This is a genomic window from Parahoeflea alexandrii (assembly GCF_027214025.1).
GTDB lineage: Bacteria > Pseudomonadota > Alphaproteobacteria > Rhizobiales > Rhizobiaceae > Hoeflea > Hoeflea alexandrii_A.
On the sequence record NZ_JAPWHB010000002.1, the window covers coordinates 567947 to 591120 of the forward strand.

The 23174-nt window shown below is 63.1% G+C and carries 21 protein-coding genes and 1 pseudogene; 10 read left to right on the forward strand and 12 right to left on the reverse strand.

Annotated features, from left to right (window positions below):
• Nucleotides 1-56 precede the first annotated feature (56 nt).
• Entirely contained in the window at nt 57-2120 is a 2064-nt protein-coding gene (locus tag O4H62_RS08910) for an FAD-dependent oxidoreductase (RefSeq protein ID WP_269387133.1), read from the forward strand.
• Between the two features lie 60 nt (nt 2121-2180).
• Nucleotides 2181-4217, forward strand: a complete 2037-nt coding sequence (paaZ, locus tag O4H62_RS08915) for a phenylacetic acid degradation bifunctional protein PaaZ (RefSeq protein ID WP_269387134.1) — start codon at nt 2181-2183, stop codon at nt 4215-4217.
• Nucleotides 4218-4406: 189 nt separating this feature from the next.
• Here paaZ and O4H62_RS08920 read toward each other — a convergent pair.
• A pseudogene (locus O4H62_RS08920) lies at nt 4407-5132 on the reverse strand (DUF1194 domain-containing protein).
• Nucleotides 5133-5318: 186 nt separating this feature from the next.
• On the opposite strand from O4H62_RS08920, the gene O4H62_RS08925 reads away from it, so the two are divergent.
• On the forward strand, nt 5319-6209 hold the full coding sequence (locus O4H62_RS08925; RefSeq protein WP_269387136.1) for a DMT family transporter: 891 nt from the start codon (nt 5319-5321) through the stop codon (nt 6207-6209).
• Between the two features lie 65 nt (nt 6210-6274).
• Nucleotides 6275-8482 carry a KAP family P-loop NTPase fold protein gene (locus O4H62_RS08930; protein ID WP_269387138.1) on the forward strand — a complete coding sequence of 736 codons (2208 nt, stop codon included), beginning with the start codon at nt 6275-6277 and terminating at the stop codon, nt 8480-8482.
• 78 nt (nt 8483-8560) lie between these two features.
• Here O4H62_RS08930 and O4H62_RS08935 read toward each other — a convergent pair whose 3' ends face one another.
• The 3 genes from O4H62_RS08935 to O4H62_RS08945 all read right to left on the reverse strand — a co-directional run bounded on the left by O4H62_RS08935 (nt 8561) and on the right by O4H62_RS08945 (nt 10537).
• On the reverse strand, nt 8561-8707 hold the full coding sequence (locus tag O4H62_RS08935; RefSeq protein WP_430538398.1) for a hypothetical protein: 147 nt from the start codon (nt 8705-8707) through the stop codon (nt 8561-8563).
• A 42-nt stretch (nt 8708-8749) separates the two neighbouring features.
• On the reverse strand, nt 8750-9109 hold the full coding sequence (locus O4H62_RS08940) for a hypothetical protein (RefSeq protein WP_269387140.1): 360 nt from the start codon (nt 9107-9109) through the stop codon (nt 8750-8752).
• A 171-nt stretch (nt 9110-9280) separates the two neighbouring features.
• Nucleotides 9281-10537 carry a D-amino acid dehydrogenase gene (locus O4H62_RS08945; RefSeq protein WP_269387142.1) on the reverse strand — a complete coding sequence of 419 codons (1257 nt, stop codon included), beginning with the start codon at nt 10535-10537 and terminating at the stop codon, nt 9281-9283.
• A 141-nt stretch (nt 10538-10678) separates the two neighbouring features.
• On the opposite strand from O4H62_RS08945, the gene O4H62_RS08950 reads away from it, so the two are divergent.
• From O4H62_RS08950 to O4H62_RS08975, 6 genes are all read left to right on the forward strand, one after another.
• Nucleotides 10679-11569, forward strand: a complete 891-nt coding sequence (locus tag O4H62_RS08950; protein WP_269387143.1) for a PaaX family transcriptional regulator C-terminal domain-containing protein — start codon at nt 10679-10681, stop codon at nt 11567-11569.
• A gap of 98 nt (nt 11570-11667) precedes the next feature.
• Nucleotides 11668-12663 carry a 1,2-phenylacetyl-CoA epoxidase subunit PaaA gene (gene paaA / locus O4H62_RS08955; RefSeq protein WP_269387145.1) on the forward strand — a complete coding sequence of 332 codons (996 nt, stop codon included), beginning with the start codon at nt 11668-11670 and terminating at the stop codon, nt 12661-12663.
• Nucleotides 12660-12953, forward strand: a complete 294-nt coding sequence (paaB, locus tag O4H62_RS08960) for a 1,2-phenylacetyl-CoA epoxidase subunit PaaB (protein WP_269387147.1) — start codon at nt 12660-12662, stop codon at nt 12951-12953. The genes paaA and paaB overlap by 4 nt, the downstream gene beginning before the upstream one ends.
• Complete coding sequence (gene paaC / locus O4H62_RS08965) at nt 12953-13714, forward strand: 1,2-phenylacetyl-CoA epoxidase subunit PaaC (RefSeq protein ID WP_269387149.1); 762 nt, start codon at nt 12953-12955, stop codon at nt 13712-13714. Before paaB ends, paaC begins: the two co-directional genes overlap by 1 nt.
• Nucleotides 13715-13737: 23 nt before the next feature.
• Nucleotides 13738-14259 (forward strand): 1,2-phenylacetyl-CoA epoxidase subunit PaaD, encoded by a 522-nt coding sequence (gene paaD / locus O4H62_RS08970; protein ID WP_269387567.1) that lies wholly within the window; start codon nt 13738-13740, stop codon nt 14257-14259.
• 11 nt (nt 14260-14270) lie between these two features.
• Complete coding sequence (locus O4H62_RS08975; protein ID WP_269387150.1) at nt 14271-15356, forward strand: 2Fe-2S iron-sulfur cluster-binding protein; 1086 nt, start codon at nt 14271-14273, stop codon at nt 15354-15356.
• A gap of 78 nt (nt 15357-15434) precedes the next feature.
• Here the strand turns inward: O4H62_RS08975 and O4H62_RS08980 are convergent, their stop codons facing one another.
• The 8 genes from O4H62_RS08980 to O4H62_RS09015 form a co-directional block, all read right to left on the reverse strand.
• Nucleotides 15435-17792, reverse strand: coding sequence for a methyl-accepting chemotaxis protein (locus O4H62_RS08980; RefSeq protein ID WP_269387151.1), 2358 nt, complete (start codon nt 17790-17792; stop codon nt 15435-15437).
• 239 nt (nt 17793-18031) lie between these two features.
• Nucleotides 18032-18649 carry a DUF6656 family protein gene (locus O4H62_RS08985; protein ID WP_269387153.1) on the reverse strand — a complete coding sequence of 206 codons (618 nt, stop codon included), beginning with the start codon at nt 18647-18649 and terminating at the stop codon, nt 18032-18034.
• 266 nt (nt 18650-18915) lie between these two features.
• Nucleotides 18916-19851 carry an ornithine cyclodeaminase family protein gene (locus O4H62_RS08990; protein WP_269387155.1) on the reverse strand — a complete coding sequence of 312 codons (936 nt, stop codon included), beginning with the start codon at nt 19849-19851 and terminating at the stop codon, nt 18916-18918.
• Nucleotides 19852-20078: 227 nt separating this feature from the next.
• On the reverse strand, nt 20079-20516 hold the full coding sequence (locus O4H62_RS08995; RefSeq protein ID WP_269387156.1) for a phasin family protein: 438 nt from the start codon (nt 20514-20516) through the stop codon (nt 20079-20081).
• Nucleotides 20517-20753: 237 nt separating this feature from the next.
• A complete protein-coding gene (locus O4H62_RS09000) occupies nt 20754-21359 on the reverse strand; it encodes a GNAT family N-acetyltransferase (protein WP_269387158.1) in 606 nt (201 codons plus the stop codon).
• A 196-nt stretch (nt 21360-21555) separates the two neighbouring features.
• Entirely contained in the window at nt 21556-21972 is a 417-nt protein-coding gene (locus O4H62_RS09005) for a hypothetical protein (protein ID WP_269387159.1), read from the reverse strand.
• Nucleotides 21973-22233: 261 nt separating this feature from the next.
• Complete coding sequence (locus tag O4H62_RS09010; RefSeq protein ID WP_269387161.1) at nt 22234-22824, reverse strand: SRPBCC family protein; 591 nt, start codon at nt 22822-22824, stop codon at nt 22234-22236.
• Nucleotides 22811-23155: an ArsR/SmtB family transcription factor gene (locus tag O4H62_RS09015; RefSeq protein ID WP_269387163.1), complete on the reverse strand. Its 345-nt coding sequence runs from the start codon at nt 23153-23155 to the stop codon at nt 22811-22813. Before O4H62_RS09015 ends, O4H62_RS09010 begins: the two co-directional genes overlap by 14 nt.
• Nucleotides 23156-23174 lie beyond the last annotated feature (19 nt).

Sequence of the window (23174 nt, forward strand, 5' to 3'; positions counted from 1 at the left end):
AATCTCACGGTATTTGATACTTAAAATTTCACCTCGCCACTCCGGGAGCCGCCACAGTGACCACGCCTTCAGCCACCCTTCACGCAAGTCAGGAAACACGGGTGGTCGACGTCACGATAGAGAATGGCCATGCGCTGGTAACCATCGACAACCCGCCGGTCAATCCGCTCTCGGTCAGTGTTCGGAAAGGACTGATGGAGGCCGTCCGCCAGGTCAACGAAGCCAATTGCCAAACCGCGGCCATCGTATGCGCCGGGCGCACCTTCGTCGCCGGCGGCGACATTTCCGAATTCGCCGGTCCGCCGCCATTGCCGCACCTGCCGGATGTACTCGACGCCATTGAGGCAAGCGCCACCCCGTTCATCGCCGTCATGCACGGCACGGTTCTCGGCGGCGGACTGGAACTGGCGCTCGCCTGCGCCTGGCGCATCGCCGACAAGGCAACGAAATTCGGCCTTCCGGAAGTAAATCTCGGCCTGATTCCCGGCGCCGGCGGCACCCAGCGCCTGCCGCGCGTCATCGGGCTCGAGCGCGCCGCCCGCATGGCCGCCAATGGCAAACCGGTGAACGCCAGGACCTTCGAGGAGTTCAGCGGCCTCGATCTCGTCTTTGACGGCGACCCGATGCAGGCCCTCGCCGGCTTCCGTGCGTCCCTGCCCGCCCGTCCCCTCAACACCTCGGAGCGCACGGTCGAAAACGCCGACCTCACCGTGCTCAAGGCCGAGATCGCCAAATCCGCCAAGGGCGCCGACGCGCCGATGATCGCGCTTGAAACCACCGCGCTTGCAGCCACCCTCCCCTTTGCCGAAGGCAGCAGGATTGAGCGCCAGACCCATCTCGATCTGCGGTCAAGCGCCCAGTCGCGCGCCCTGCGCCGGCTGTTCTTCGCCAGCCGTTCCGTCACAAGGCCGGACCGCCTGAAGGCCTTCAAGCCGGCCACGATCAACCATGTCGTCATCGTCGGCGGCGGCCTGATGGGTGCCGGCATCGCTGCCGCCAGCCTCACCGCCGGCCACCGGGTCACCCTGCTTGAACGCGATGTCGAAAGCGCCGAGGCCGGACGCGCCCGCGTCGAAGCCATCATCTCCGGCGACCTGGCGTCGGGCCGCATCTCTGACGACAAGGCCGCGGCACGTCGCGCCAATCTCGCCGCCGGCGCCAACTACGCAACAGCCTTTGACGCCGACATCGCCATCGAAGCCGTGTTCGAGGACCCCGAAATCAAGCGCGCCGTATTCGGCCAACTTGCAGCCGTCATGTCCCCCGAAGCGTTGATTGCCACCAATACTTCCTATCTCGATCCCAACATGATCAGCCAAGGCATGCCCGGCCCGGGACGTTTTCTCGGCCTGCATTTCTTCTCTCCCGCCAACATCATGAAGCTGGTCGAAGTCGTCGGCACTTCGGCCACCGCCGACCAGAGCATGGCCACCGCCTTCGCCTTCGCCCGGGGCCTCGGCAAGATCCCGGTCGAAACCGGCGTCTGCGACGGCTTCATCGGCAACCGCATCCTCTCGGCCTACCGCCGCCAGGCCGATTACATGGTTGCCGACGGCGCTTCGCCCTATGATGTCGACAAGGCCATGCGTACGCTCGGCATGCCGATGGGACCCTACGAGTTGCAGGACCGCACCGGGCTGCAGATCAGCTGGGCCAACCGCAAGCGCCAGCTTGCCGCCGGCACATGGCCGGGCCGCTATGTCGATATCGCCGACAGGCTCTGCGAGATGGGCCGGCAGGGCCGCGGCAGCCCGATGAAGAAGGGCTGGTACGATCACACCGGCGGCGCCGGCCAGCCCGATCCGGAGATCGAGGCGATGGTTGCCGCATGGCGCAGAGAGCATTCGACCGGTGGTCAGTCGTTTTCCGCCGACGAGATCACGATGCGCATCATGGCGGCCATCGTCAACGAGGCCAACCTGATCCTCGAGGAAGGGATCGCCACCAGCGACACCGCGGTCGATATCGTCTGGACCGAGGGCTATGGTTTCCCCAAACATCTGGGCGGCCCGATGTTCTGGGCGGAAGAGACCGGTATCGAGCGATTGCGCGAGGCCTTTGCCGCGATCACGGCCCAGAGCCCCGGCTCGTGGAAGGCCGCAAAAATATTTCAGGGATAGTCATCCCGCGCCGCATGGGCGCAAGACAGACGGCGGAAATCCGCCAAAAGGGAGAGAGACATGGGTTTGATCAATGTGCAGAGCTTTGTCGCCGGCAACTGGCGTCCGGCCGATGACGGCGCCCGTCCCATCGCCAGCGCCGTCACCGGCGAGCCGCTGGCCATCGCCGGACAGGCTTCGCTCGACACGGCAGGCATGATCGATTTCGCCCGGCAAAAAGGCGGACCGGCGCTCAGGGCAATGACATTCCACGATCGCGCCCGCATGCTCAAGGCTCTGGCGCTGGAGCTCGGCAAGTTCAAGGACGAGCTCTATGCCCTGTCCTATACCACCGGCGCCACAAAGCCGGATTCGATGATCGACATCGACGGCGGCATCGGCACCATGCTGGTCTATGCCTCCAAGGGCCGCCGCGAGATGCCCGATGGTCACATCTATGTCGACGGCGAGCTGGAAATGCTCTCGCGCAACGGCAGCTTTGTCGGCCAGCATGTCGCCACCTCGCTCCAGGGCGTCGCCGTCCACATCAACGCCTTCAATTTCCCGGTCTGGGGCATGCTCGAGAAACTCGCGCCGACTTTGCTCGCTGGCATGCCGGCGATCGTCAAGCCGGCGACGGCCACCTGCCACGTCACCGAGCAATGCGTCCGCCGCATGATCGAGAGCGGCATCCTGCCCGAAGGCGCCGTGCAGCTGGTGTCCGGCGGTCTGGGCGACCTGCTCGACAGGCTCGATTATCAGGACGTGGTCGGCTTCACCGGCTCGGCCAGGACCGCGCTGATGCTGCGCTCCAATCCGCACCTGCTGGAAAACTCCGTGCGCTTCGTCGCCGAACAGGACAGCCTCAACGCCTCCGTGCTCGGCCCGGACGTCACCGAAGGCAGCCCGGAATTCGACATCCTCGTCAAGGAAGTCGTCCGCGAGATGACCGCCAAGGCCGGCCAGAAATGCACCGCCATCCGCCGCATCATCGTGCCCCAGGCCCTTATCGGCCCGGTCGGCGACGCCATTGCCGAGAAACTTTCAAAGATCCGCATCGGCGACCCGGCGCTCGAGACCACCCGCATGGGCGCGCTGGCGTCGGCCGCGCAGAAAGCCGACGTGCTCGACAAGGCAAGCCGCATCGCCGCCGAATGCCGCCAGCTCACCGGCGACCAGGGCACGTTCGAAGTCGATGGCGCCGACAAGGCAAAGGGCGCCTTCGTCGCCCCGATGCTGTTTGCCTGCGACGATCCGGATGCGGCTGAAGCCGTGCACTCGGTCGAGGCCTTCGGCCCGGTCGCAACCCTGATGCCCTACCGCGATCTGGCTCATGCCGGGCAATTGATGAACCGCGGCAAGGGAAGCCTTGTTGCCTCCGTCATCACCCATGATCCGGCCGTCGCCCGCTCGCTGCTGGTCGATGCAGGCGCAGCCCATGGCCGCATCTATGTCAACAACCGCGACAGTGCGAAGGAAGCGACCGGCCACGGCTCGCCGCTGCCGCACATGGTCCATGGCGGACCGGGACGCGCCGGCGGCGGCGAGGAACTCGGCGGCATCCGCGGCGTCATGCACTACATGCAGCGCACGGCCGTGCAGGGCAGCCCGGACATCATCTCCGGCATCACCGGCACCTGGATCAAGGGCGCCGCCAAGCCGAAATCCCCCGTCCACCCGTTCACCCGCACCTTCGATGAACTTGCGATCGGCGACACCATCGAGGCCGGCCCGCGCGTGGTCACGCTCGAGGACATAGAGCATTTCGCCCACTTCACCGGCGATACCTTCTATGCCCACATGGACGAGGAGGCGGCGAAGGCCAACCCGTTCTTCCCCGGTCGCGTCGCCCACGGCTACCTGCTCCTGTCCTTCGCAGCCGGCCTGTTCGTCGAGCCCAATCCGGGCCCGGTGCTCGCCAACACCGGCCTCGACGGGCTCAAGTTCATGAAGCCGGTCTCGCCGGGCGACGCGATCTCGGTCGAGCTCACCGTCAAGCGCAAGACCCGCCGCACCGACGAGTATGGCGAAGTCCGCTGGCACGTGGCGGTGCTGAACCAGGACGGCGACGACGTCGCCGAATACGAGCTGCACACGATGAACGCCTACGAGCGGTGATATTAGACCTGCCTTGAAATGGGGAGCCCAATTCTCCGTCATCCCGGCCTTGAGCCGGGATCCAGCGACCCGGCGTCCGCCGGGTCAGAAAATCCTTTCAAGCCAAAGACTTGAGCCAGAAAGATACCGGATCAGGTCTTGCAGGACGGAAGCCGGGAAATCACACTCCAGGCAGTGTCAGGTTCCGCCCTATTGCAGGCTCGCCAGTTCCAGGATGAACTTCCTGCGGATCATCTCGCCGAACGAGGCATAGCCCTTGGCGGCCTGGACGAAGGATCCGGGCCCGCCCACCACATTGGCCTCGAAATAGTTGACCAGCCCGCCGTCAGGCCGCGTGTGCGTGCCGTCGGGAAACGGCGACAGCGAATCCTCGATCGCCAGCGCATTGATCACCACGCCCCGGCTCACCGCCAGGTCGCGCATGACATCGATGCGCGCGCCGACATTGCTGGTGCCGTCCGACGAGATGTCGATCACCATCCGCCGCGCCGCCACAGGGGCTGATTGAAACCGGCGCAGGCAATACTCCACCACCTGGCTGGTCGAGGTGTTGCGGACACTCATGCTGATCCATGGCGGCAAGGCCGAGTGGCGGATCTTCTGGGCGGCATCGCGCGCAGATTCCATGTCCCCGATCACCTGCTAGTCCATCTCGGCATATTGCTGCAGCTGGTCGGCCCATTCGACATAGTGGACCGCGATCCGGCCGTAGGCTCCCGCCTGGATCAGCGCCACCACCTCCGGATCCTCGATCGCCGAGGCATGGCCCTGCTTCTGAAGATCGTATTCGCCGGCGGTGACGCTTTCCGACACGTCGGCGGCAAGGCACAACAGCATGTCCACAGGTTCCGCGCGCACCGGCAACACGGACTGCATCGCAAGCGCGATTGCGCCAGGGAGGCCATATTTCAGCATGCCCCTCTCCCGCGAGGCCTTGATGGCCCAGACAATCAGTGTGCCATAAAAAAGGCATCTGTAAATTGGCCACGTCCCGTGCGCGGCGATGCACGTAATCCACCAGGAAATCCCGCCGGGCAAAAAACGCGCTCGATTTTCAAGCACATGCTGCTAGGCTCCGGCGCAACCAGGGAGAGAGACAATTTGCTGCAGACACCGACCGAAGTGAGATCCCGCACCTCCGCGGGCATTGTCCTGATGTGCGTGGGCGTCGCCAGCCTCTGCGTCAACGACGCGCTGGCCAAGACCCTGACCGCGCATTACTCGCCGTTCCAGATCCAGTTCCTGCGCAATCTGATCGCGCTGCCCTTCGCCATCCTGATCGCCCACCGGATGGGCGGCCACGCGGCGCTTCGCTCGCACCGGCCGCTGGCGCATCTGATGCGCGGCGGGCTCTGGGTCGGCGCCACCTTCCTGTTCTTCACCTCGATCACCTATATGGGGCTCGCCGAAGCCACCGCGCTGATTTTCGTCGCGCCCTTGTTCATCACCGCACTGTCGGCGCTGGTCTTCCGCGAGCATGTCGGCTGGAAGCGCTGGCTTGCCGTGCTTGTCGGTTTCGCCGGCGTGCTGATCGCGGTCAGGCCCGGCACCTCGGCCTTCCAGGCGATATCGCTGCTGCCGGTCGCCACCGCCTTCGTCTACGCGCTTCTGATGCTCTCGGCCCGTTTCGTCGACAGCCGCGAAAGCGTCTGGACGCTGCTGCTCTACATGACCGGAACCGGCGCGCTGATCAGCCTGTTCATCGTCCCGTTCATCTGGGTGCCGCTGAGAGCCGAGGACCTCTGGCTGTTCGCGGCCATCGCCATATTCGGCACCGCCGGCATGACCATGATGACCCAGGCCTTCCGCTTGGCCCCCGCCTTCGTCGTCGCACCGCTCGACTACACCGCCATCATCTGGGCCACGCTGCTGGGCTGGATCTTCTGGGCGGAGATCCCGGATGCGCTGGTGTTCGTGGGGGCGGCAGTGATCATCGCCAGCGGCGTGTTCATCATCTGGAGGGAGCACAGGGGGGAGAGTTTCCGGGACTGAGTGGCCATACAAATGGCACGATATAATCGCTTGAGTTGCCACACCCCTCGGGTACAACAATTGCCATGACAAGGAATCAAACCTATTCGGTCAAAGGAGACAGGGCACTAAGCTCCGCGGACGAGGATAAGCTCGGATTTCGTGAGATTGCAAAGCGAATAGCGACTTCGCTTGTGGATCGCGCATCAGAAGAGGGTTTGGTTATCGGGGTGGAAGGGTCTTGGGGTTCAGGTAAGTCGAGCCTCTTGTTTCTAATTGGAGATGAGCTTGGAAGACTTCCTGAGGACCAGAGGCCAACAGTTATTAACTTCCGGCCTTGGCTAATCGGCAATCGAGACGCACTGATCACGAGCCTATTCGGCGACCTCTCCAGGGGGCTGGATCGGGTTACTCTAAACGCAGGGGACGCCACGCGAATATCTGTTGCAAAAGCTAAAGAGGCAGGCAATGCACTTCGAAGTTTTATGCGCGGCCTGAGCAAGGCTGGTTCTGCTATCGAAGTCGCCGGTGATGCTTCAGGATTCGGGCCAATTAAGTGGATTGGCAAAGGGTTGAACGCGCTTGGCGGTCTCTTCAGCAAGGAGAGCAATCGTATTCAGCTATCAAGACTTAAGGACGATCTGGAAAAATCTCTCCGTCAACTAAACCATCGGTTCGTCATCACAATCGATGACGTAGACCGTCTTGAGCCCGGCGAAGTTATTGAGATCCTGCGGCTCGTACGTTCGGTGATTGACCTTCCAAACGTGATCTATTTGCTCTGCTACGACAGCGATATCTTGGCACATAGCATCGAGAAGGCAGCTAAAGTAAAGAGCGGCAAGTCATATCTGGAAAAGATCGTTCAACTCACAGTTATGGTTCCAAAGCCGGAGCCATTCCAGCTACGTCAGTGGTTCACTGATGAGCTACAAACGATGGCCTCAGTGAAGGATGATGACGAGCTTTCGCGGTTGAAGCGAGTGATAGACTATGAAGGTGGGCGTCAACTGCGAACACCAAGATCAGTCGTGCGGGCTTTGGATGCAATTAGGTTTTTCTGGCCCCCTTTGCGCGAGGCTCATGCCGACCTCGGTGACCTTGTGTGGCTTCAGCTTATAAAGGATGGAAATCCTGCTCTATACCGATGGATAGAGGAATATTGCGGCACCGTCGCAGCTGTATCGCTTGGTACAACATCAATAGACGACACCGAAAGGGGGCGTAAACTTGATACTCTCTTGGCATCAGTGCCAAATGGTCACTTTGAAGATATAAATTATCGCCATGCTTTTGCTGACAATCTGCTAGGTGTTGATCCAGGATATTCCGCCGGCGAAAGTGTGTTTGAGTTATTTTCACCGATAAATGACCAAGAGCGTGACGAGACGATCCGGAACAAACGTCTCGCCAGCCCCGACCACTATCGCCTCTATTTTGCACTTGGGGGGCCGTCACATGCACTGACCCAGAGTGACTTCCAGTCAATTTGGGCGGCAATTGAAGCTGATGCCGCTGAAGCGGGCATGGCATTGCTGAACCTTCACAGTGAGAAGGCGCTGGGAACGCTGACTAAGGCCGACCTATTGCTTGAGAGAATCAATGGCGGCGCTTACGAGGTGCTAACGCCTCAACAATGCGAGAACTTCTTGGTGGCATTTTCGCAGGTGATGGACCAAGCCTATCTACTTGATCCATTCGAACGCTCTCGCTTAGGATCCATCTGGGATCGCGCCGAGAGGTTAATACCCATGCTATTGATGCGTCTTGAGCCAACGCAACGCGAGGGCGTGATCAAGGCAATGTTTCGAGATGGTGCAGCTATAGGCTGGCTTACAACTCTCTTCCGAAGCGAAACATTTGCGCACGGTCGCTATGGCAACCGTAAAATAAGCGATGCTGAATGGCTATTTAGTGACGGCGAACTCAACAAGATCACAGAACTTATGCTATCTCGTTATCGGGATATGTCGGCAGAGGAATTGTTTGCTACCCCCGACCCAGCCAACTTGCTCTATGCTTGGCAGCAGGGAGGCGACCGACAAGGCCCACGTGATCTACTTCAGGCGCACATCGCTTCAGATGTTGGGCTGATTCAAACCCTCTCTCATCTAAGCAACACGATCAATAGTAGCGATCGAGGTGTATTTCGCGTTTTAAGAAAGGACAGCATTGAGCCATTTATTGATTATGACGCTGCAGCAAAAAGAATCCTAGGCTTGGAGGCTCATCCCGATCTCGGTGCCAGAGCCAAGCAAATTGCGGTAGAACTCAAAGATGGTACCCACTTTTAAAGTACCTTGAGAGTTGGATGAAATCGGGTCCGATACCATTAACTCAGTTCCCAAGTATCATTCCCCTAATGCCGCCTCTCACCCATACCGCTCCCAGATCAACCCGTCGAAATCGATCTCCGGCTTCTTGCCCTGCACCACATCCGTCACCGCGCGGCCCGAGCCATAGGTCATGGTCCAGCCCAGCATACCGTGGCCGATGTTGAGGTAGAGATTGCCTGGCACGAGGGATCGAGCAAGTCCGCGCGTCCGCCCGGCCCGCATCACTCACTGAGGGATCAGTCTCTCCGTGCCGGAGCCGGACTGGCCGTCGATGGTCCAGGCGCCTTCAAGCGTGCCGTCGTCCATCACCTGATAGACCACCAGCCCGACGGCCCCGGTTTCGAAGACGTAGCCGGCGGCGAAGGCGTTGTCGTAGAGCATGCAGATGCCGTCGGATTCGGTGCCCGTGCTCCAGTGGATGTGGCAGGTGGTGTCCGAGCTCAGTTCAATGGTGGCGGTGCCGCCGTAGGCGCTACCGTCGAGATTGGTTCCCTCCACCGTATAGGTGCCGGTTGCCACCTGCGCTTGTGCGGCGCCGATCAGGCCCAGCGTTGCCGCCAGACATGCCAATACCCTGTTTTTCATCTGAACTACCCCTGTTGGCCCCGACCGGCACATCGCCGTGGGCACGCCACGCTCGGTCCGGCCGCAGTCATTGTCAATTGGCGCGATCGGACTGCGGGAGATATATTTCATGGATCACCGAACCGGCAGCGCCGACCGTCAGGCTGGCCGTCGCGGGACCGTCTTGGCCCCTCACCCGTACCTCTCCCAGGTCAGCCCGTCGAAGTCGATCTCCGGCTTTTTGCCGAGCACCACATCCGCCACCGCCCGGCCCGAGCCGCAGGCCATGGTCCAGCCGAGCGTGCCGTGGCCGGTGTTGAGGAAGAGATTGTCATAACGCGAGGGGCCGAGCACCGGGGTGCCGTCGGGCGTCATCGGCCTGAGGCCCGTCCAGCCTTCCGCCTTTGAAATGTCGCCCCCCTTCGGGAACAGGTCACCGATCACATGCTTGACCGTGTCGGTGGCGTGCGGGCCGAGACGGTTGGAATAGCCGGCGATCTCGGCTGTGCCGGCGACGCGAATGCGGTCGCCAAGCCGGGTAATCGCCACCTTGTGGGTTTCGTCCATGATCGTCGATTGCGGCGCGAAGGCGTCGTCGGTCACCGGCAGCGTCACCGAATAGCCCTTGACCGGATAGACCGGCAGGTTGACGCCGATGGGCTTCAAAAGCTTCGGGCCGTAGCTGCCGAGTGCGCAGACATAGGCATCGCCGGTGATCCGACCGGCGATCTCGGTGTCGACCCCGGCAATCCGGCCGTTCTCCACCGCAATTCCCCGAATCGACTGACCATACTGAAACTCGACGCCCATCTCGGCGCATTTCTCCGCAAGCGCGATCGTGAACATGCGGCAGTCGCCGGTGCGGTCGGCCGTCAACCGCAAGCCGCCGACGAACTTGCCCCGTACCTCCGCCAGCGCCGGTTCGGAGGCAATGCAGGCGTCGCGGTCGAGCACCTCGTAGGGCGAATCGTATTCCGCCAGGATCTCCTGGTCGGCCTTCGAATCCTTCATCTGCTTGGCCGTCCGGAACAATTGCAGAGTCCCTTGCGACCGCCCGTCATACTCGATGCCGGTCTCTTCTATCAGCTCCGGCATCACGTCGCGCGAATAGTTCGAGATCCGCACCATCCGCCCCTTGTTGATGCGGTAGCGCTCGTCGTTGCAGTTCTGAAGCATCTGCAGCCCCCATTTCCACATGGTCGGGCTGATCAGCGGCCAGATGAACAGCGGCCGCCGCTTCATGAACAGCCACTTGAGCGCCTTCATCGGCACGCCGGGCGCAGCCCACGGCGAGGTCATGCCGTAGCTCAACTCGCCCGCATTGGCGTAGCTGGTCTCGAGCCCCGGCCCGGCCTGCCGGTCGAGCACCACGACCTGCGCCCCGCCCTTGGCCAGATAATAGGCGGTGGTGACCCCGATTACCCCGGCTCCCATGACGACAACTTTCATGACTGGCAATCCTTCCCGGTCTGTCCCATCCGCTGATCCCGTTAGAGCCTAGCCGATCCGAATGCAAACACCAACGGCACCTGCAGGAGAGCGGCGCGCCCTCTTCCAGCATCCGCCAAATCCGTCTATTGCCTGTTCCCCATGCGTGAGCCCGACCCAATTGCCGAAACCATCACCGTCCGCCTTGCCAGCCTGCAGGCGGGTGGACGGCTGTCGGCCTGGTCGCTGATCGTCAGTTTTCTCGGCGATGCCATCGGCCCGCGCGGCGGCGTGGTGTCGGCCGGCACGCTGCAGGCCGTGATGCAGCGGCTCGGCATCGGTGCCGGCGCCGTCCGCACCGCCATCTCCCGGCTGTCCGCCGATGGCTGGATCGAGCGATCGCGCGAGGGCCGCAACAGTTTCTACCGGCTCTCGGGCGATGTCGAGGAAACGGTGCGCGCCGCCGAACGCCGCATCTACGCCAGGACTTCGCTGCTGCCGGCGGACGCGTCCCGGTCGCTGATCATCGCAGCCGAGCCCTTGTCCGAACAGGTGCTCGGCGCCCTCGAACAGGCCGGCGCGCTGCAACTTGCCCCACAGCTGATCCTGTGTTTCGCGGCTGTTGCAGATCTGCCCGACAGCCTGTGCATTCCCGGCGCCACGCTCGCCGGCCTGTCAAGCCTTGAGCCCGGCGACGCCATGCGGGCACGGCTCGCCGAAGCCCGGCATTTCGCCGACTTCGAGGAGCTGCATGCGGCCTATCAGCCGCTCGGCACGGCCTTGCAACAGCCAGGCAGTCCGCCGCCCGTCGACGCCATGGCGCTCCGTTGCCTCGTGATCCACGAATGGCGGCGCCTGGCGCTCAGGGTTCCGGCGATCCCCGCCGATCTCGTGGAGCCCGGCGACCCGGAACCCGGAACCCGCGCGCTGATCGCCGCGATCTACGCCAAACTGCTGCCCGCCTCCGAGGCCTGGCTCGATGCCAGCGCCACCACGCCCTCGGGTCCCTTGCCGCCGCCCGACGCCCGGCTCGCCGCCCGTTTCGGCGGCTGACGATCAAACCGGTGTCCATTCGTCAATACGTTACACGATTGCCTTGACATTCTTTATGCTTGTAACATATAAGATACTCCACAGCGGAGGATCACGATATGTACAGCCAGGGCCTCATCGGCGCGGATTCCAGCACCACCGAATCCGAAGAGTTTCTCGCAGCCTTCCAGGCGCGGATTGACCGCGAGGAAAAGATCGAACCCAACGACCCGATGCCCGAAGGCTACCGCCGCACGCTGGTCCGCCAGATCGGCCAGCACGCGCATTCGGAAATCGTCGGCATGCTGCCCGAGGGCAACTGGATCACCCGCGCGCCGTCGCTGCGCCGCAAGATCGCGCTGCTCGCCAAGGTGCAGGACGAGGGCGGCCACGGCCTCTATCTCTATTCCGCCGCCGAGACGCTGGGCGTCTCCCGCGAGCAGATGACCGAGGAGCTGCTGTCGGGCAAGGCCAAGTATTCCTCGATCTTCAACTACCCGACACCGACCTGGGCCGACATCGGCGCCATCGGCTGGCTGGTCGATGGTGCTGCGATCATGAACCAGATTCCGCTCTGCCGCTGCTCCTTCGGCCCCTATGCCCGCGCCATGATCCGCGTCTGCAAGGAGGAAAGTTTCCATCAGCGCCAGGGCTACGAGATCATGATGACGCTGGCACGCGGCTCCGAAGAGCAGAAGCAGATGGCGCAGGAGGCGCTCAATCGCTGGTGGTGGCCGTCGTTGATGATGTTCGGCCCCTCCGACACCGACAGCACAAATTCCGACCAGTCGATGAAGTGGAAGATCAAGCGCTTCTCCAATGACGAGTTGCGCCAGAAATTCATCACCGCCACCGTGCCGCAGGCCGAGTATCTGGGCCTCACCGTCCCCGATCCGGATCTTAAGTGGAACGAGGAGACCAAGCTCTACGACCATGGCGAGATCGACTGGTCCGAGTTCAAGGCGGTGGTCTCCGGCAACGGCCAGATGAACCGCGACCGCATCCGCGACCGCAACCAGGCCTGGGACGACGGGGCCTGGGTGCGCGAAGCCGCCCTCGCCAATGCCAGGAAACGCGCAGACAATCAGCATATCGCCCGGGAGGCAGCAGAATGACCGACAGACACGACCTCACGCCCCTCTGGGAAGTCTTCATCCGCCCGCGCAACGGGCTGCATCACCGCCACGTCGGATCGCTGCATGCCGCAGACTCAGCGCTGGCGCTGCAGGCCGCCCGCGACGTCTACACCCGCCGCGGCGAAGGCAACTCGATCTGGGTCTGCCGTTCCGCCGACATCGCCGCCTCCGATCCGTCCTTTGCGGAAGCCAATTTCGAGCCCGCCGACGACAAGATCTACCGTCACCCGACCTTTTACGACATCCCCGATGAAGTGGGGCACATGTGATGGCCGCTGTTGAAACCCATGTCCCGGCCATCCTCGAGATCGCCGATGACTGCCTGATCCTCGGCCACCGCCTGTCGGAATGGTGCGGCCACGCGCCGATCCTGGAAGAGGAAATGGCGCTCGCCAATATGGGGCTCGACCTGCTCGGCCAGGCCCGCGCGCTCTATGCCCATGCGGGCGAGATCGAGGACAAGGGCCGGACCGAGGACGATCTCGCCTTCCTGCGTCGCGAACGCGAGTACAGAAACTGCCTGCTGGTCGAGCGCCGCAACGGCGACTTCGCCCACACCATGCTGCGCCAGTTCTATTTCGCAGCCTTCATGCAGCCGTTCTGGCGCGACGTTGCCGCGGGCTCCACCGACGCAACGCTCGCGGGCATCGCCGCCAAGGCAGAGAAGGAAATGGCCTATCACCTGCGCCATTCAGGCGAATGGGTAATCCGCATGGGCGACGGCACCGAGGAGAGCGCCCGCCGCATGGCCGACGCCGTCATCGAGCTGCACCGCTACACCGGCGAATTGTTCATGGCATCGCCTGCGCGGCAACAGGCCATTGCATCCGGCCTGCTGCCCGACCCGGAGAGCCTGCGCGCCGAATGGGACGAGACCATCGCCGCTGTCTTCAATGAGGCGAAGCTGGAGATGCCCGAGATCCGCGTCATGCAGAAGGGCGGCCGCGACGGCAACCATGGCGAGGACATGGGCCACCTGCTGGCCGAGCTGCAATTCATGCAGCGCGCCTATCCCGGCCAGACCTGGTAGATGCCGTGAGCCAGTCACCCACCATGACGGCAGGCAGCGAAGCCCCCGGCACGACCGGGACCGACTTCGAGCTCGCCCGCGCGCTGGACGTGGCAAGCGGCGTGCCCGACCCGGAAGTGCCCTGCGTCACCGTTGCCGATCTCGGCATCCTGCGCTCGGTCACCCGCAACGAGGATGGCCGGATCGTAGTCAGGCTGACGCCGACCTATTCCGGCTGCCCGGCGGTGATCGCCATTGAGATGGCGGTTCAGACAGCACTGCTAAACGCCGGTATAGACTCGACAATCGAGCGGGTCATCTCACCCGCCTGGACCACCGACTGGATTTCCGCCGAAGGCCGCGAGAAGCTCCGCGCCTATGGCATCGCCCCGCCGGTGGGCTCCTCGGGCGGCAGGCGCGCCTTCTTTTCTGAAGACGTGATCGCCTGCCCGCGCTGCGGCTCCACCCACACCACGAAAGTTTCCGAGTTCGGCTCGACCGCCTGCAAGGCGCATTACCGCTGCGACGACTGCGCCGAACCCTTCGATTATTTCAAGTGCATCTGAGGACCTGACCGATGGCCGCACCCCGCTTTCACACACTCGAAATCGCCGCTGTCCGCAACGAGACCCCGGATGCGGTGGCGATCAGCTTCGCCATCCCCGAGGATCTCTCCGACACCTTCGCCTTCGTGCCGGGCCAGTACCTGACGCTTCGCGCCGATATCGGCGGCGAGGACATGCGCCGCTCCTATTCGATCTGCTCGCCGCTCAATGAGACCAGCCGCCGCACCGTCGGCGTCAAGCGCATCGAGGACGGTCGCTTCTCGAGCTTCGCCCAGACGCTGAAGCAGGGCGACCGCATCGAGGTGATGCCGCCGCAGGGCCGGTTTACGGCTCAGATCGGCGGCGAGCACGACTACCTGCTGCTGGCCGCCGGCTCCGGCATCACGCCCTGCCTGTCGATCGCCAAGTCGGTGCTCGCCGGCGAGCCGGATTCGACCGTCACCCTGCTCTACGCCAACCGCAATTCATCGAGCGTCATGTTCCGCGACGATTTGAATGATCTCAAGGACCGCTACACCACCCGCTTCACGCTGCTGCACGTGATGGACGAGGAGGTGCAGGACGTCGAGATCATGAACGGCAGGCTCGACGCCGAGAAGCTCGAGAACCTCGCCAACCTCGGCGTCATCGACCCGAAAGCCGCCGACGCCATCTATATCTGCGGCCCCGAGCCGATGATCCTCTCGGCGTCCGCCGCCATGACTACGCTCGGCGTCGACCAGAACAAGATCAAGTTCGAACTCTTCACCCCCGCCCCAGGCGCGAAACCGGCGCCGGCCAAGACCAACGGCACGCCGGTCAATGGGGCCAAGCACGGCGCCTCGGTGGAAATCATCCTCGATGGCGCCCGCCGCACCATCGAGGTCGACGCGGCCCAGGACACGGTGCTGACCGCCGCGATGAAGGCCGGTCTCGACCTGCCCTATTCCTGCGCCGGCGGCATGTGCTGCACCTGCCGCTGCAGGATCGTCGAGGGCGCCGCCACCATGGACGAGAATTTTTCGCTCGAGCCTTGGGAAATCGAGGCGGGCTTCACGCTCTCCTGCCAGGCCCGGCCCGACACCGACCGGCTGGTGCTGGATTTCGACGCGCAGTAAAACGTTCGGGGACAGTTACTTTTCGGGCGATGCCCTAAGAAGTAACTGTCCCCGGATTTAGGTCAGGCTTCTGTACCCTCAGAACTCCTGCCAGTCGTCACTGGCCACGGCTGCCGATCCGGACGCGAACGCCGCTGCCAGTTTTTGGTTCATGGCGTGCGGCGCCGAGCGCACGGCAGGTCGTGCCTCCGCCTGATCCGCGCGAGCGGGCACGGCGCGGACAGCCGACGGGGCGAGCCGGGACGGGGTCGTGGCGGGACGGGCCAACTCCTTGCCGAGGTTGAACTGGGCGAGTCGGCTGGTGAGCGCCCCGACTTCCGAGGCCAGCGTGTGGGCCGCGGCGGTGGACTGTTCAACCATGGCGGCGTTCTGCTGCGTACCCTGATCGATCTGGTTGACCGCAGTGTTGATCTCCTGGAGGCCGTTCGACTGCTCCCGCGCGGCCTGCACGATTGCCTGGACGTTCAGGTTGATCTCCTGAACCTCTCCGACGATGCTTTCGAGCGCACGTCCCGTTTCATCGACCAGTCCCACGCCGTTCTTCACATGATTGCCGGACGACAGGATCAGGCTCTTGATTTCCTTGGCTGCCTCGGCCGAGCGTTGGGCGAGTTCGCGCACTTCCTGAGCCACCACGGCAAAACCCCTGCCAGCCTCCCCGGCGCGCGCGGCCTCGACCCCGGCATTGAGCGCCAACAGGTTGGTCTGGAAAGCAATTTCGTCGATGACACCGATGATGTTCGAGATCGAATCGGCGGAACGCTCGATTTCACCCATCGCGGCGACCGCGCTGCGAACGATCTCGCCGGATCTCTCCGCGCCCTGTTTGGTTCGGGCGACCAGGGCGCCGGCCTCCTCGGCGCGGGACGTGGAATCCCTGACCGAAGTTGTTATCTCCTCGATCGCCGCCGCGGTTTCCTCCACGGAAGCCGCCTGCTGCTCTGTCCGGCGCGCCAGATCATTGGCCGCCGACGTAATCTCACTCGAGCCGTTTTGAATGGTAGACGCATTTTCGGAGAAGGCCAGCATCGCTTCTTGCAGCTTTTGGATGGAGCTGTTGAAATCGACGCGGATCGGATCGAGTTGCCGGTCGAATTGGTGCTCGAGCCGCACCGTCATATCGCCATTCGACAGTCGCGAAAGCCCCTCGCCCAGTTCACCGACCGCGAAACGAACCGCCTCTTCCTGTGCTGCACTGATGTTGGCGCGTTCGCGGCGGTCGTCTTCTTCCCTGATCCGCGCGATTTCCGACTCCCGCTCCAGTTCGACTTTGCGGCGATTGTTCTCGAGCAGCGTGCCGAGCGAACGCGAAAGGTCGCCGAGCTCGTCCTGCCGCTCGATATCCGTCAACTCGACCTCGAGATTCCCCGCGGCGATCATGTTCGTCTGGTCGATGACGTTGCTGATGCGCGCGACAAATCGGCGCGAGATGAACAGGCCGAGCAGCGCGAGTAGCGCAGTCGCCACGATGGTCACGGCTGCCGCGGTCCACACAAGTCTGTTAACTGCAGCGTAAACCGTCGCTTCGGGAACCGACACGATCGCATACCAGCTGTTGTCGTCCGTCAGGCGCACCGGGTAGCCAACCGAAAGGATATTGCCGTCGGCGGGACTCGTGGTCTCGATGACCTGCCCCGGATTTGCGATCAGCCTGTCCCACCCCGCCGTTGCTTGGCCGGTGTCGGCCAGCGACTTGCCGGCCAGGCTTTGATCGGGATGCGCCACGACATGTCCGGCGCTCGTCACCAGGCTCACGCGACCGTCACCCATGGGACGAACAGCCGACAGCGCCTCGTTTGTGCCGACGAGCGACAGGTCGACACCGGCGACCCCGACCGATTTGCCATCGAACACCACCGGGACGACGAGGGAAGTAATGAGCTGTTCCGTACCTTCGATCGGATAGAGATAGGGCTCCACCACCTGCGGAGCGCCGCTGTCATGGGCGAGAATGTAGTAATCGCCCGCGCCGGGCACGGTGTAGTCGACCAGAACTTCGTTGATGATCTTGCCGCCACTGCGAACCCAGTAAGGCACATAGCGGCCCGTCGCGTCATATCCCGGAGCACCGGCAAATTCCAGGTCCCGGCCATCGAAAGCATCGACGTCCCAGCCCGTCCATACACCGAGCGCGTTCGGATTGTCTTTCAAGAGGTTCTTCTGAAGCCGGTTGGCAGCCTCACGGCTCGGATCGCCGCCTTCCTTGAACGCCACCAGAGCACTGGCGAGATTGTTGGCGATGCTGAATGCGCCGGACATCCGGTTCTCGATCTCGGACGCTTGCAGGGCAGCTGCCTGGCGCATCTCTTCAAGTGCCGAGCGTTCAGAATTCTGATAGGCGAGGCCGATCAGGACGCCGGCTGTAGCCAAGGTCGCGACCAGTCCCGACGCGGCAATCGCGAAAATGTTCCGGGTAGTTGCAGATTTAAAAAGCATGAGTTCCCCCAAGATGACCTGACCGGCATCATCGACCCTTCTCGATGACCTCGTATGACGCGCGATATTGAGCGTTATTTCTTAAAGAGTAATTGAGCAGACGAGTTCGCGGGACCATTTGCCGGGAGACTATGTCGCAATCCGGTCCAGCGGTCAGGCAGACCTGAAACTCAGGCGAATCCCCCAAGTCGCGCCGGAGCCGGCAAATCCCCACTACATCCTCACCCGACAGGCCCCCCTCACCCGATCGCCGCGACAATCTTCCGCAACTCCACATTCCGCGCGCCGAGCATCAGCACGTTCTTCAGCGCCGTTTTCGGGTCGGAGGTGCGGAACAGGACGCCGTTGTCATGGATGTCGCGGTTGACCACCGGGCGGGGTGTCTCGGCCCCTTCGCCAGCTTCTCCGGGCTTCATCGCCACGGCGAAATACATTCGCGCGTAGCCGGGGCTGACATGGCTGAAGAAGTGCTCGTCGCCGCTGATCTCGGCCGAGAAATTGGCGATGTAGAAGCCCCAGGTGACATCCTTGTGCTCGGCGATGTCGGTCTTCGAGGCGGTGACATGGACGTAGCCGAGATGCGGCGCGGTCGCCAGCGTCTTGTGGAAGATGATCTCGGGAAAGCGGATCTTGCGGTGGAAGCTGTTGAGCCGCTGGTGCGTCTTCTTGCCGGCGCTTTCGAGCCGCTTGCCGGTGCGCTCCGCCACCTCCTCCTCGGTCAGGTAGCGCCGCTCTTCCTCGACCCAGTCGTCCTGGCGGCTGATGCGCCCGGTCCGGAGAAAATTGGTGTAGATCGCCAGCCCCGGGCCGGATGCCTGCGGCGGTGTCTTGGATGCGTAGTATCTGAACATCGACATTTCGCGACCGAGCTCCGGTTTCGCCAAGCCAATTCCGGCGACAGGCAGACCCGGTCTCGCCTGCGGAATTGCATGAAAACAACAAGATAGGACTTTGTCGCCGATTCTGCTGCCGGCTGAAAAGCTCTAAACAATGTATGAACGCAAATGGTTAACCAATTGCTGCAGCCAGGCACGCGGGGCGGAACGGGTGGCCCGGTGCGAGGAGCCGGGCGGCAAGCCCGGCCGCGCTTGAGGCGCCCTCGCGGCAACAGTGGCGCCCAGCCTTACCGCCCCTCGAGCGCCAGGTGGACCGCGTGCGCGATCATCACGTCGAGATGGGCGCCGCCGCCGTTCTTGAAAATGGTGATCTCGTCGGGGGAATGGCGGCTCACGCGCCCGTGCACCAGAGCGTGCAGATCACCCTGGATATCCTCGCGGGAAATTACGCCCGCGGCCATCGGGATCATCACCTCGCCGATATGGCCGACCGTGGTGGCGAAACTGTCGACGAACAACCGTCCGCGGGTGAGCGCCGCGTCGTCGGCCTCGCGCATCGACGGCGTGTAGGCGCCGACCAGATCGACATGCGCACCGGGTTTGAGCGCCTCGCCCCTGATCAGCGGCTCGGTCGACATGGTGGCCGATGAGATCAGGTCGGCGCGCGAGACAGCCTCGTCGAGATCGGCGACCACCTCGGCGCTGACGCCATCAGCTTCGAGCGATTGCACCAGCGCCTCGGCGCGCTCGCGCCCGCGGTTCCACACCAGCACGGTCTCGAGCGACGGCCGCATCGCCCGGTGCGCGTCGATCAGCGGCCGCGCCATCGAGCCGGCGCCGACCATCAGCATGGTGGCGACGTCCTGCCGCGCAAGGCAGGAGGCGCCGAGAGCCGAATCGCCGGCGGTCTTCCAGGCGGTCAGATCGACACCCTCGAGCACCGCGACGACGTCGCCGCGCGCCTCGTCGAACAGCAGCACCTGCCCCTGCACCGACGGCATCGGCGGGGTTGCGGACGGATTGCCGGGATAGATCGTCACCGCCTTGACGCCGGAGGCAAGGCCGGGGATCCAGGCGGTCCGGACCAGCATCTTGCGGCCGGCCTGCTCGATCAGCGAATCGCGCAGATCCGCCGGCGGCATCAGGTGGCCGGCCCTCAGCGCTTCCACCGCGAACGGCCAGGAACAGACGGAACGGATATCGTTACCGGTAACAATGCGCATGCTGGTTTCCCCGTATATCGTAGTGTGTATGGCGATCTGTATCGCAGTCCTGTCGCACCCTATGCGCCCCGGCGCACCTCGCGCAACCCGTGCGGACAGGTCGACCCTGATATACTCCCGGTCCTGCAAAAGCCGCGGCGCATGACTGGCGTCGGCACCAGAGCCGCAAGCGAAAACGGGCCGGTGACGCGATGCACCGGCCCGTGAAATCGAGTTGCCGATAAGGCCTATTTCTTGCCCTGGCCGGTCATCGCCTTGCGCGCTTCCTCGAGCGTCTCCTGCATGTTCTGCTGCAGCACCTTGAAGGCGTCTGTGGAGGATTTCTGCGCCAGTTCGGCAATCTCGGAGGTGTTCTGGATCGCCTTCTCGAACGAGCGTTTGGCGAACTCGGTCTGCGCCGCCATCAGGCTCTGCGGATCAGTGCCGCCCTTTACCTTCTCGGCCATCGCCGAAATCTCGTCGAGCGCCTCCTGCACCATCTCGCGCTGCTTCGCCAGGATCGAGCTCGCCCCCGAGCCGGCGGTTTTGGCCGCGGTATCGAGCGCCAGCAGGTTCTTCTTGTGACGCTCGACAATCGCCTCGAGGTCAGGGGTAGGAAGCTTCATGTCCTTGCCGAAATTCATGAACATCGAAACCAGGTCGTCGGTGGCTTTCTTGTCGGTCATGGGAATCCTCCGGGTTGCGGCGGGCGGACCCGCCGGTTGCAGTGCCCCCGACTATACAGACCCTTGGCCCAGACCCCAATGGTTTATCCGCCTCGGCCCCGTTTCATCGATCCCACGCCCCGCCGGACGGCTGTCCGGCACCGGGCCGAACACTCCAAACCTGAACGCTTTTCTTTTACAGATCAGAGACTTGAGCAAGATTTCGGACTCAATTTCGCAGACAGTTGAATCAGTTTCTTATATGAGCGATGCCGAAACTGCGGGCGGCTCGGCGACCGGCAGCGGCGGCGCCGGGAAGTTGCGGTTCGCAAGCTTGCGGGCCGCGAGCCTGAGCCCGTCGGCGACATTGATCCGCCCGACCGACTGGTCGCCGGCAAACTGCATCCTGGCGCCGAAGCGGCGCGCCAGCGCCTTCATCGCGTGGTTCTGCGAACCGGTCATGACGATGATGGTGGAGATGTCGTTGTCCGACGCGGCGCGCAGCATCGCCTTCAGGAGGATGGTGCCGAGCCCCTTGTGGCGCCAGTCTGACGCCACCGAGAAGGCCGACTCGCCCTGCCCCGGCTCGATCCTGCCGCCAGTGTGCAGCTCGCCCACGCCGACCAGGTGATCCCCGGCAAAAGCGCCGACGACGATGGCCTCGTTCAGCGACCGGGCGATATACTTGTCGAGCCAGTAGTCCGACACCAGCCCGTTGAAACGGTCGCGAAAATCCTCGAAGTGAAGCTCGTGGATATGGTCGCGGAAAGCGCCCGCGTCGGAGGGGCCGAGATATCTCAGCCTGATGTCATCGCCCAGGGCGAATTGCGGTTCACGCGGTTTGAACAGAAACTTCAAGAGCATTGTCGACCTCCAGCGGTCATTCCTCCCGAAAAATCCTAGCCCTGATTTAATGCTGCAACGCAACAAAATCAAGACACGAATATGTGACAAGGGTAACCCGAAGTGATGCGGCACGCACCTCCCCTGCCATCGCTTTCCCGCAGTACCGCGACAGGTTCCTGGCCGCAACTCCGGCCGTTCCGAGCGATGCCGGCGCTCAGCGCAGCCGGTGGCGCATGACGCCGTCCGGCTCGCCGTCGCCCGGCAGCTTGACGCTGTAGCCGAAAGCCCGTTTCAGGCTCGCCTGGTCCCATTCGAGCATTTCCGCCGAACGGTAATTGCCGATCAGCGAAAACCCGCCCTCACGGGAAACCGCCACTCTGGCGATAGCTTCCCGGTCGGGGTAGTCATGCCGCGAACCGTCGGTCGAGACCAGGAAGCTGTCGCAGTCGACCGCGGCGAGCAGCGACGGCGGCAGGGTCCCGTGGCTGCCGTGGTGCGACAGCTTGACGACATCGACGGCCAGCCTGCCGCCGCCGGTCAGCCGCCCGATCGATGCCTCCAGCGCCTCACCATGGGCATCGCCCGCAAGCAGCGCCGTCTTGCCGCCGTACTCAGGCCGGCCTTCTCGCATTCCTTCTTCCACATCGGCCTGAGCGCTTCCAGCGCCGGCCAGTGCGGCGACAGCAGCGTGACCTTCATCCCGCCCGCCAGCGTGACGGCAGGCAGCGGCCGGTCATCGCCGACGACCACCGACTAATTGCCGAAGGCGCCATTCCAGCTCCATTGCCGGTTTATGATCCCATCCGTGAGTTGATCCATGACTTAGGTGGCGACCTGCCCGATTGGCATCACCAGCTGACGCCGTAGCGAGACATGATGTCGGGCGGCGTGGTCAACGACTTTCGAGGTGCCGATGCTCACTCGCCTTGTCCTCGATCTCATTCGCGTGACGCGCTTCGGCGGCTGCGAAATCCGCCGCAACTCCGTCGATGCGGGGCCGGCCTTTGGGCCGCCAGTCCTCGATTCCGAACAGCAGAAGGTAAGCGTTCAGCAAATCAAAACTGCTGTTCCATCCCCGGCCATGACCATCCCGTTCCTCACGGTTGATGAACGGCGTCTGCCTGAACAGCATTCGCGTGGTGCCCTCAGGCTGCGCGATGAAGTCCATGGTCACGATTGTTTCGAAGCCGTCGCTCGCATTGGTATAGGTAAAGCTCAACCGGCGCGGTTCATCGATCTCGACAAATTCTCCGAAGATCACGTGGGCATGGCCGAGGCCAGCGGTCATCGTGCGGCGCCATTTCCCGCCGGGGCGAAAATCCTGCTCACACTGACTGAGCGCGCAACCCTCGGGGCCATGCCAGCGCACCAGATGCTCAGGGTCTTTCCACAATCTCCAGACCAGCTCCCGCGGCGCGGCGAACACCCTGTCGATATCGAGGACAAGCGCTCTCTGCTCTGCTGTCGCATCAGTTTTTGGCATCGGAGTCACCTTTCTGTAGCTCGGCCAGGTAGTCATCCATACGGTCGAAAGCGCCTTGCCAATGCTGGCGATACCTTTCCACCCAATTGGCAACCTCGGCCAGGGGGGCCGCATTGAGTTGCACCGGCCGCCACTGTGCGTTCCGGGTCCGCATGACGAGGCCCGCGCGCTCCAGCACCTTCAGGTGGCGAGAGATCGCGGGCATCGAGATATCGAAGGGTTCGGTCAGCTCTCCAACCGATGCCTCACCCTCACTCAGACGCTGCAGGATAGCCCGGCGGGTAGGGTCGCCCAGCGCGGAAAATGTGAGGGATAGAGAATCAGTTTGCATTTAACACACCGGTTATGTA

Excerpts from the sequence above, each read along its gene's own strand:
- O4H62_RS08950 (WP_269387143.1), top strand. The coding sequence starts at position 10,679 with ATGCGTGAGCCCGACCCAATTGCCGAAACCATCACCGTCCGCCTTGCC.
- O4H62_RS08980 (WP_269387151.1), bottom strand. The coding sequence starts at position 17,792 with ATGCTTTTTAAATCTGCAACTACCCGGAACATTTTCGCGATTGCCGCG.
- O4H62_RS09005 (WP_269387159.1), bottom strand. The coding sequence starts at position 21,972 with ATGCGAGAAGGCCGGCCTGAGTACGGCGGCAAGACGGCGCTGCTTGCG.
- O4H62_RS08990 (WP_269387155.1), bottom strand. The coding sequence starts at position 19,851 with ATGCGCATTGTTACCGGTAACGATATCCGTTCCGTCTGTTCCTGGCCG.
- O4H62_RS08930 (WP_269387138.1), top strand. The coding sequence starts at position 6,275 with ATGACAAGGAATCAAACCTATTCGGTCAAAGGAGACAGGGCACTAAGC.
- paaZ (WP_269387134.1), top strand. The coding sequence starts at position 2,181 with ATGGGTTTGATCAATGTGCAGAGCTTTGTCGCCGGCAACTGGCGTCCG.
- paaB (WP_269387147.1), top strand. The coding sequence starts at position 12,660 with ATGACCGACAGACACGACCTCACGCCCCTCTGGGAAGTCTTCATCCGC.
- O4H62_RS09015 (WP_269387163.1), bottom strand. The coding sequence starts at position 23,155 with ATGCAAACTGATTCTCTATCCCTCACATTTTCCGCGCTGGGCGACCCT.
- paaC (WP_269387149.1), top strand. The coding sequence starts at position 12,953 with ATGGCCGCTGTTGAAACCCATGTCCCGGCCATCCTCGAGATCGCCGAT.
- paaD (WP_269387567.1), top strand. The coding sequence starts at position 13,738 with ATGACGGCAGGCAGCGAAGCCCCCGGCACGACCGGGACCGACTTCGAG.
- O4H62_RS08975 (WP_269387150.1), top strand. The coding sequence starts at position 14,271 with ATGGCCGCACCCCGCTTTCACACACTCGAAATCGCCGCTGTCCGCAAC.
- O4H62_RS09000 (WP_269387158.1), bottom strand. The coding sequence starts at position 21,359 with ATGCTCTTGAAGTTTCTGTTCAAACCGCGTGAACCGCAATTCGCCCTG.
- O4H62_RS08940 (WP_269387140.1), bottom strand. The coding sequence starts at position 9,109 with ATGAAAAACAGGGTATTGGCATGTCTGGCGGCAACGCTGGGCCTGATC.
- O4H62_RS08945 (WP_269387142.1), bottom strand. The coding sequence starts at position 10,537 with ATGAAAGTTGTCGTCATGGGAGCCGGGGTAATCGGGGTCACCACCGCC.
- O4H62_RS09010 (WP_269387161.1), bottom strand. The coding sequence starts at position 22,824 with ATGCCAAAAACTGATGCGACAGCAGAGCAGAGAGCGCTTGTCCTCGAT.
- O4H62_RS08985 (WP_269387153.1), bottom strand. The coding sequence starts at position 18,649 with ATGTCGATGTTCAGATACTACGCATCCAAGACACCGCCGCAGGCATCC.
- paaA (WP_269387145.1), top strand. The coding sequence starts at position 11,668 with ATGTACAGCCAGGGCCTCATCGGCGCGGATTCCAGCACCACCGAATCC.
- O4H62_RS08995 (WP_269387156.1), bottom strand. The coding sequence starts at position 20,516 with ATGACCGACAAGAAAGCCACCGACGACCTGGTTTCGATGTTCATGAAT.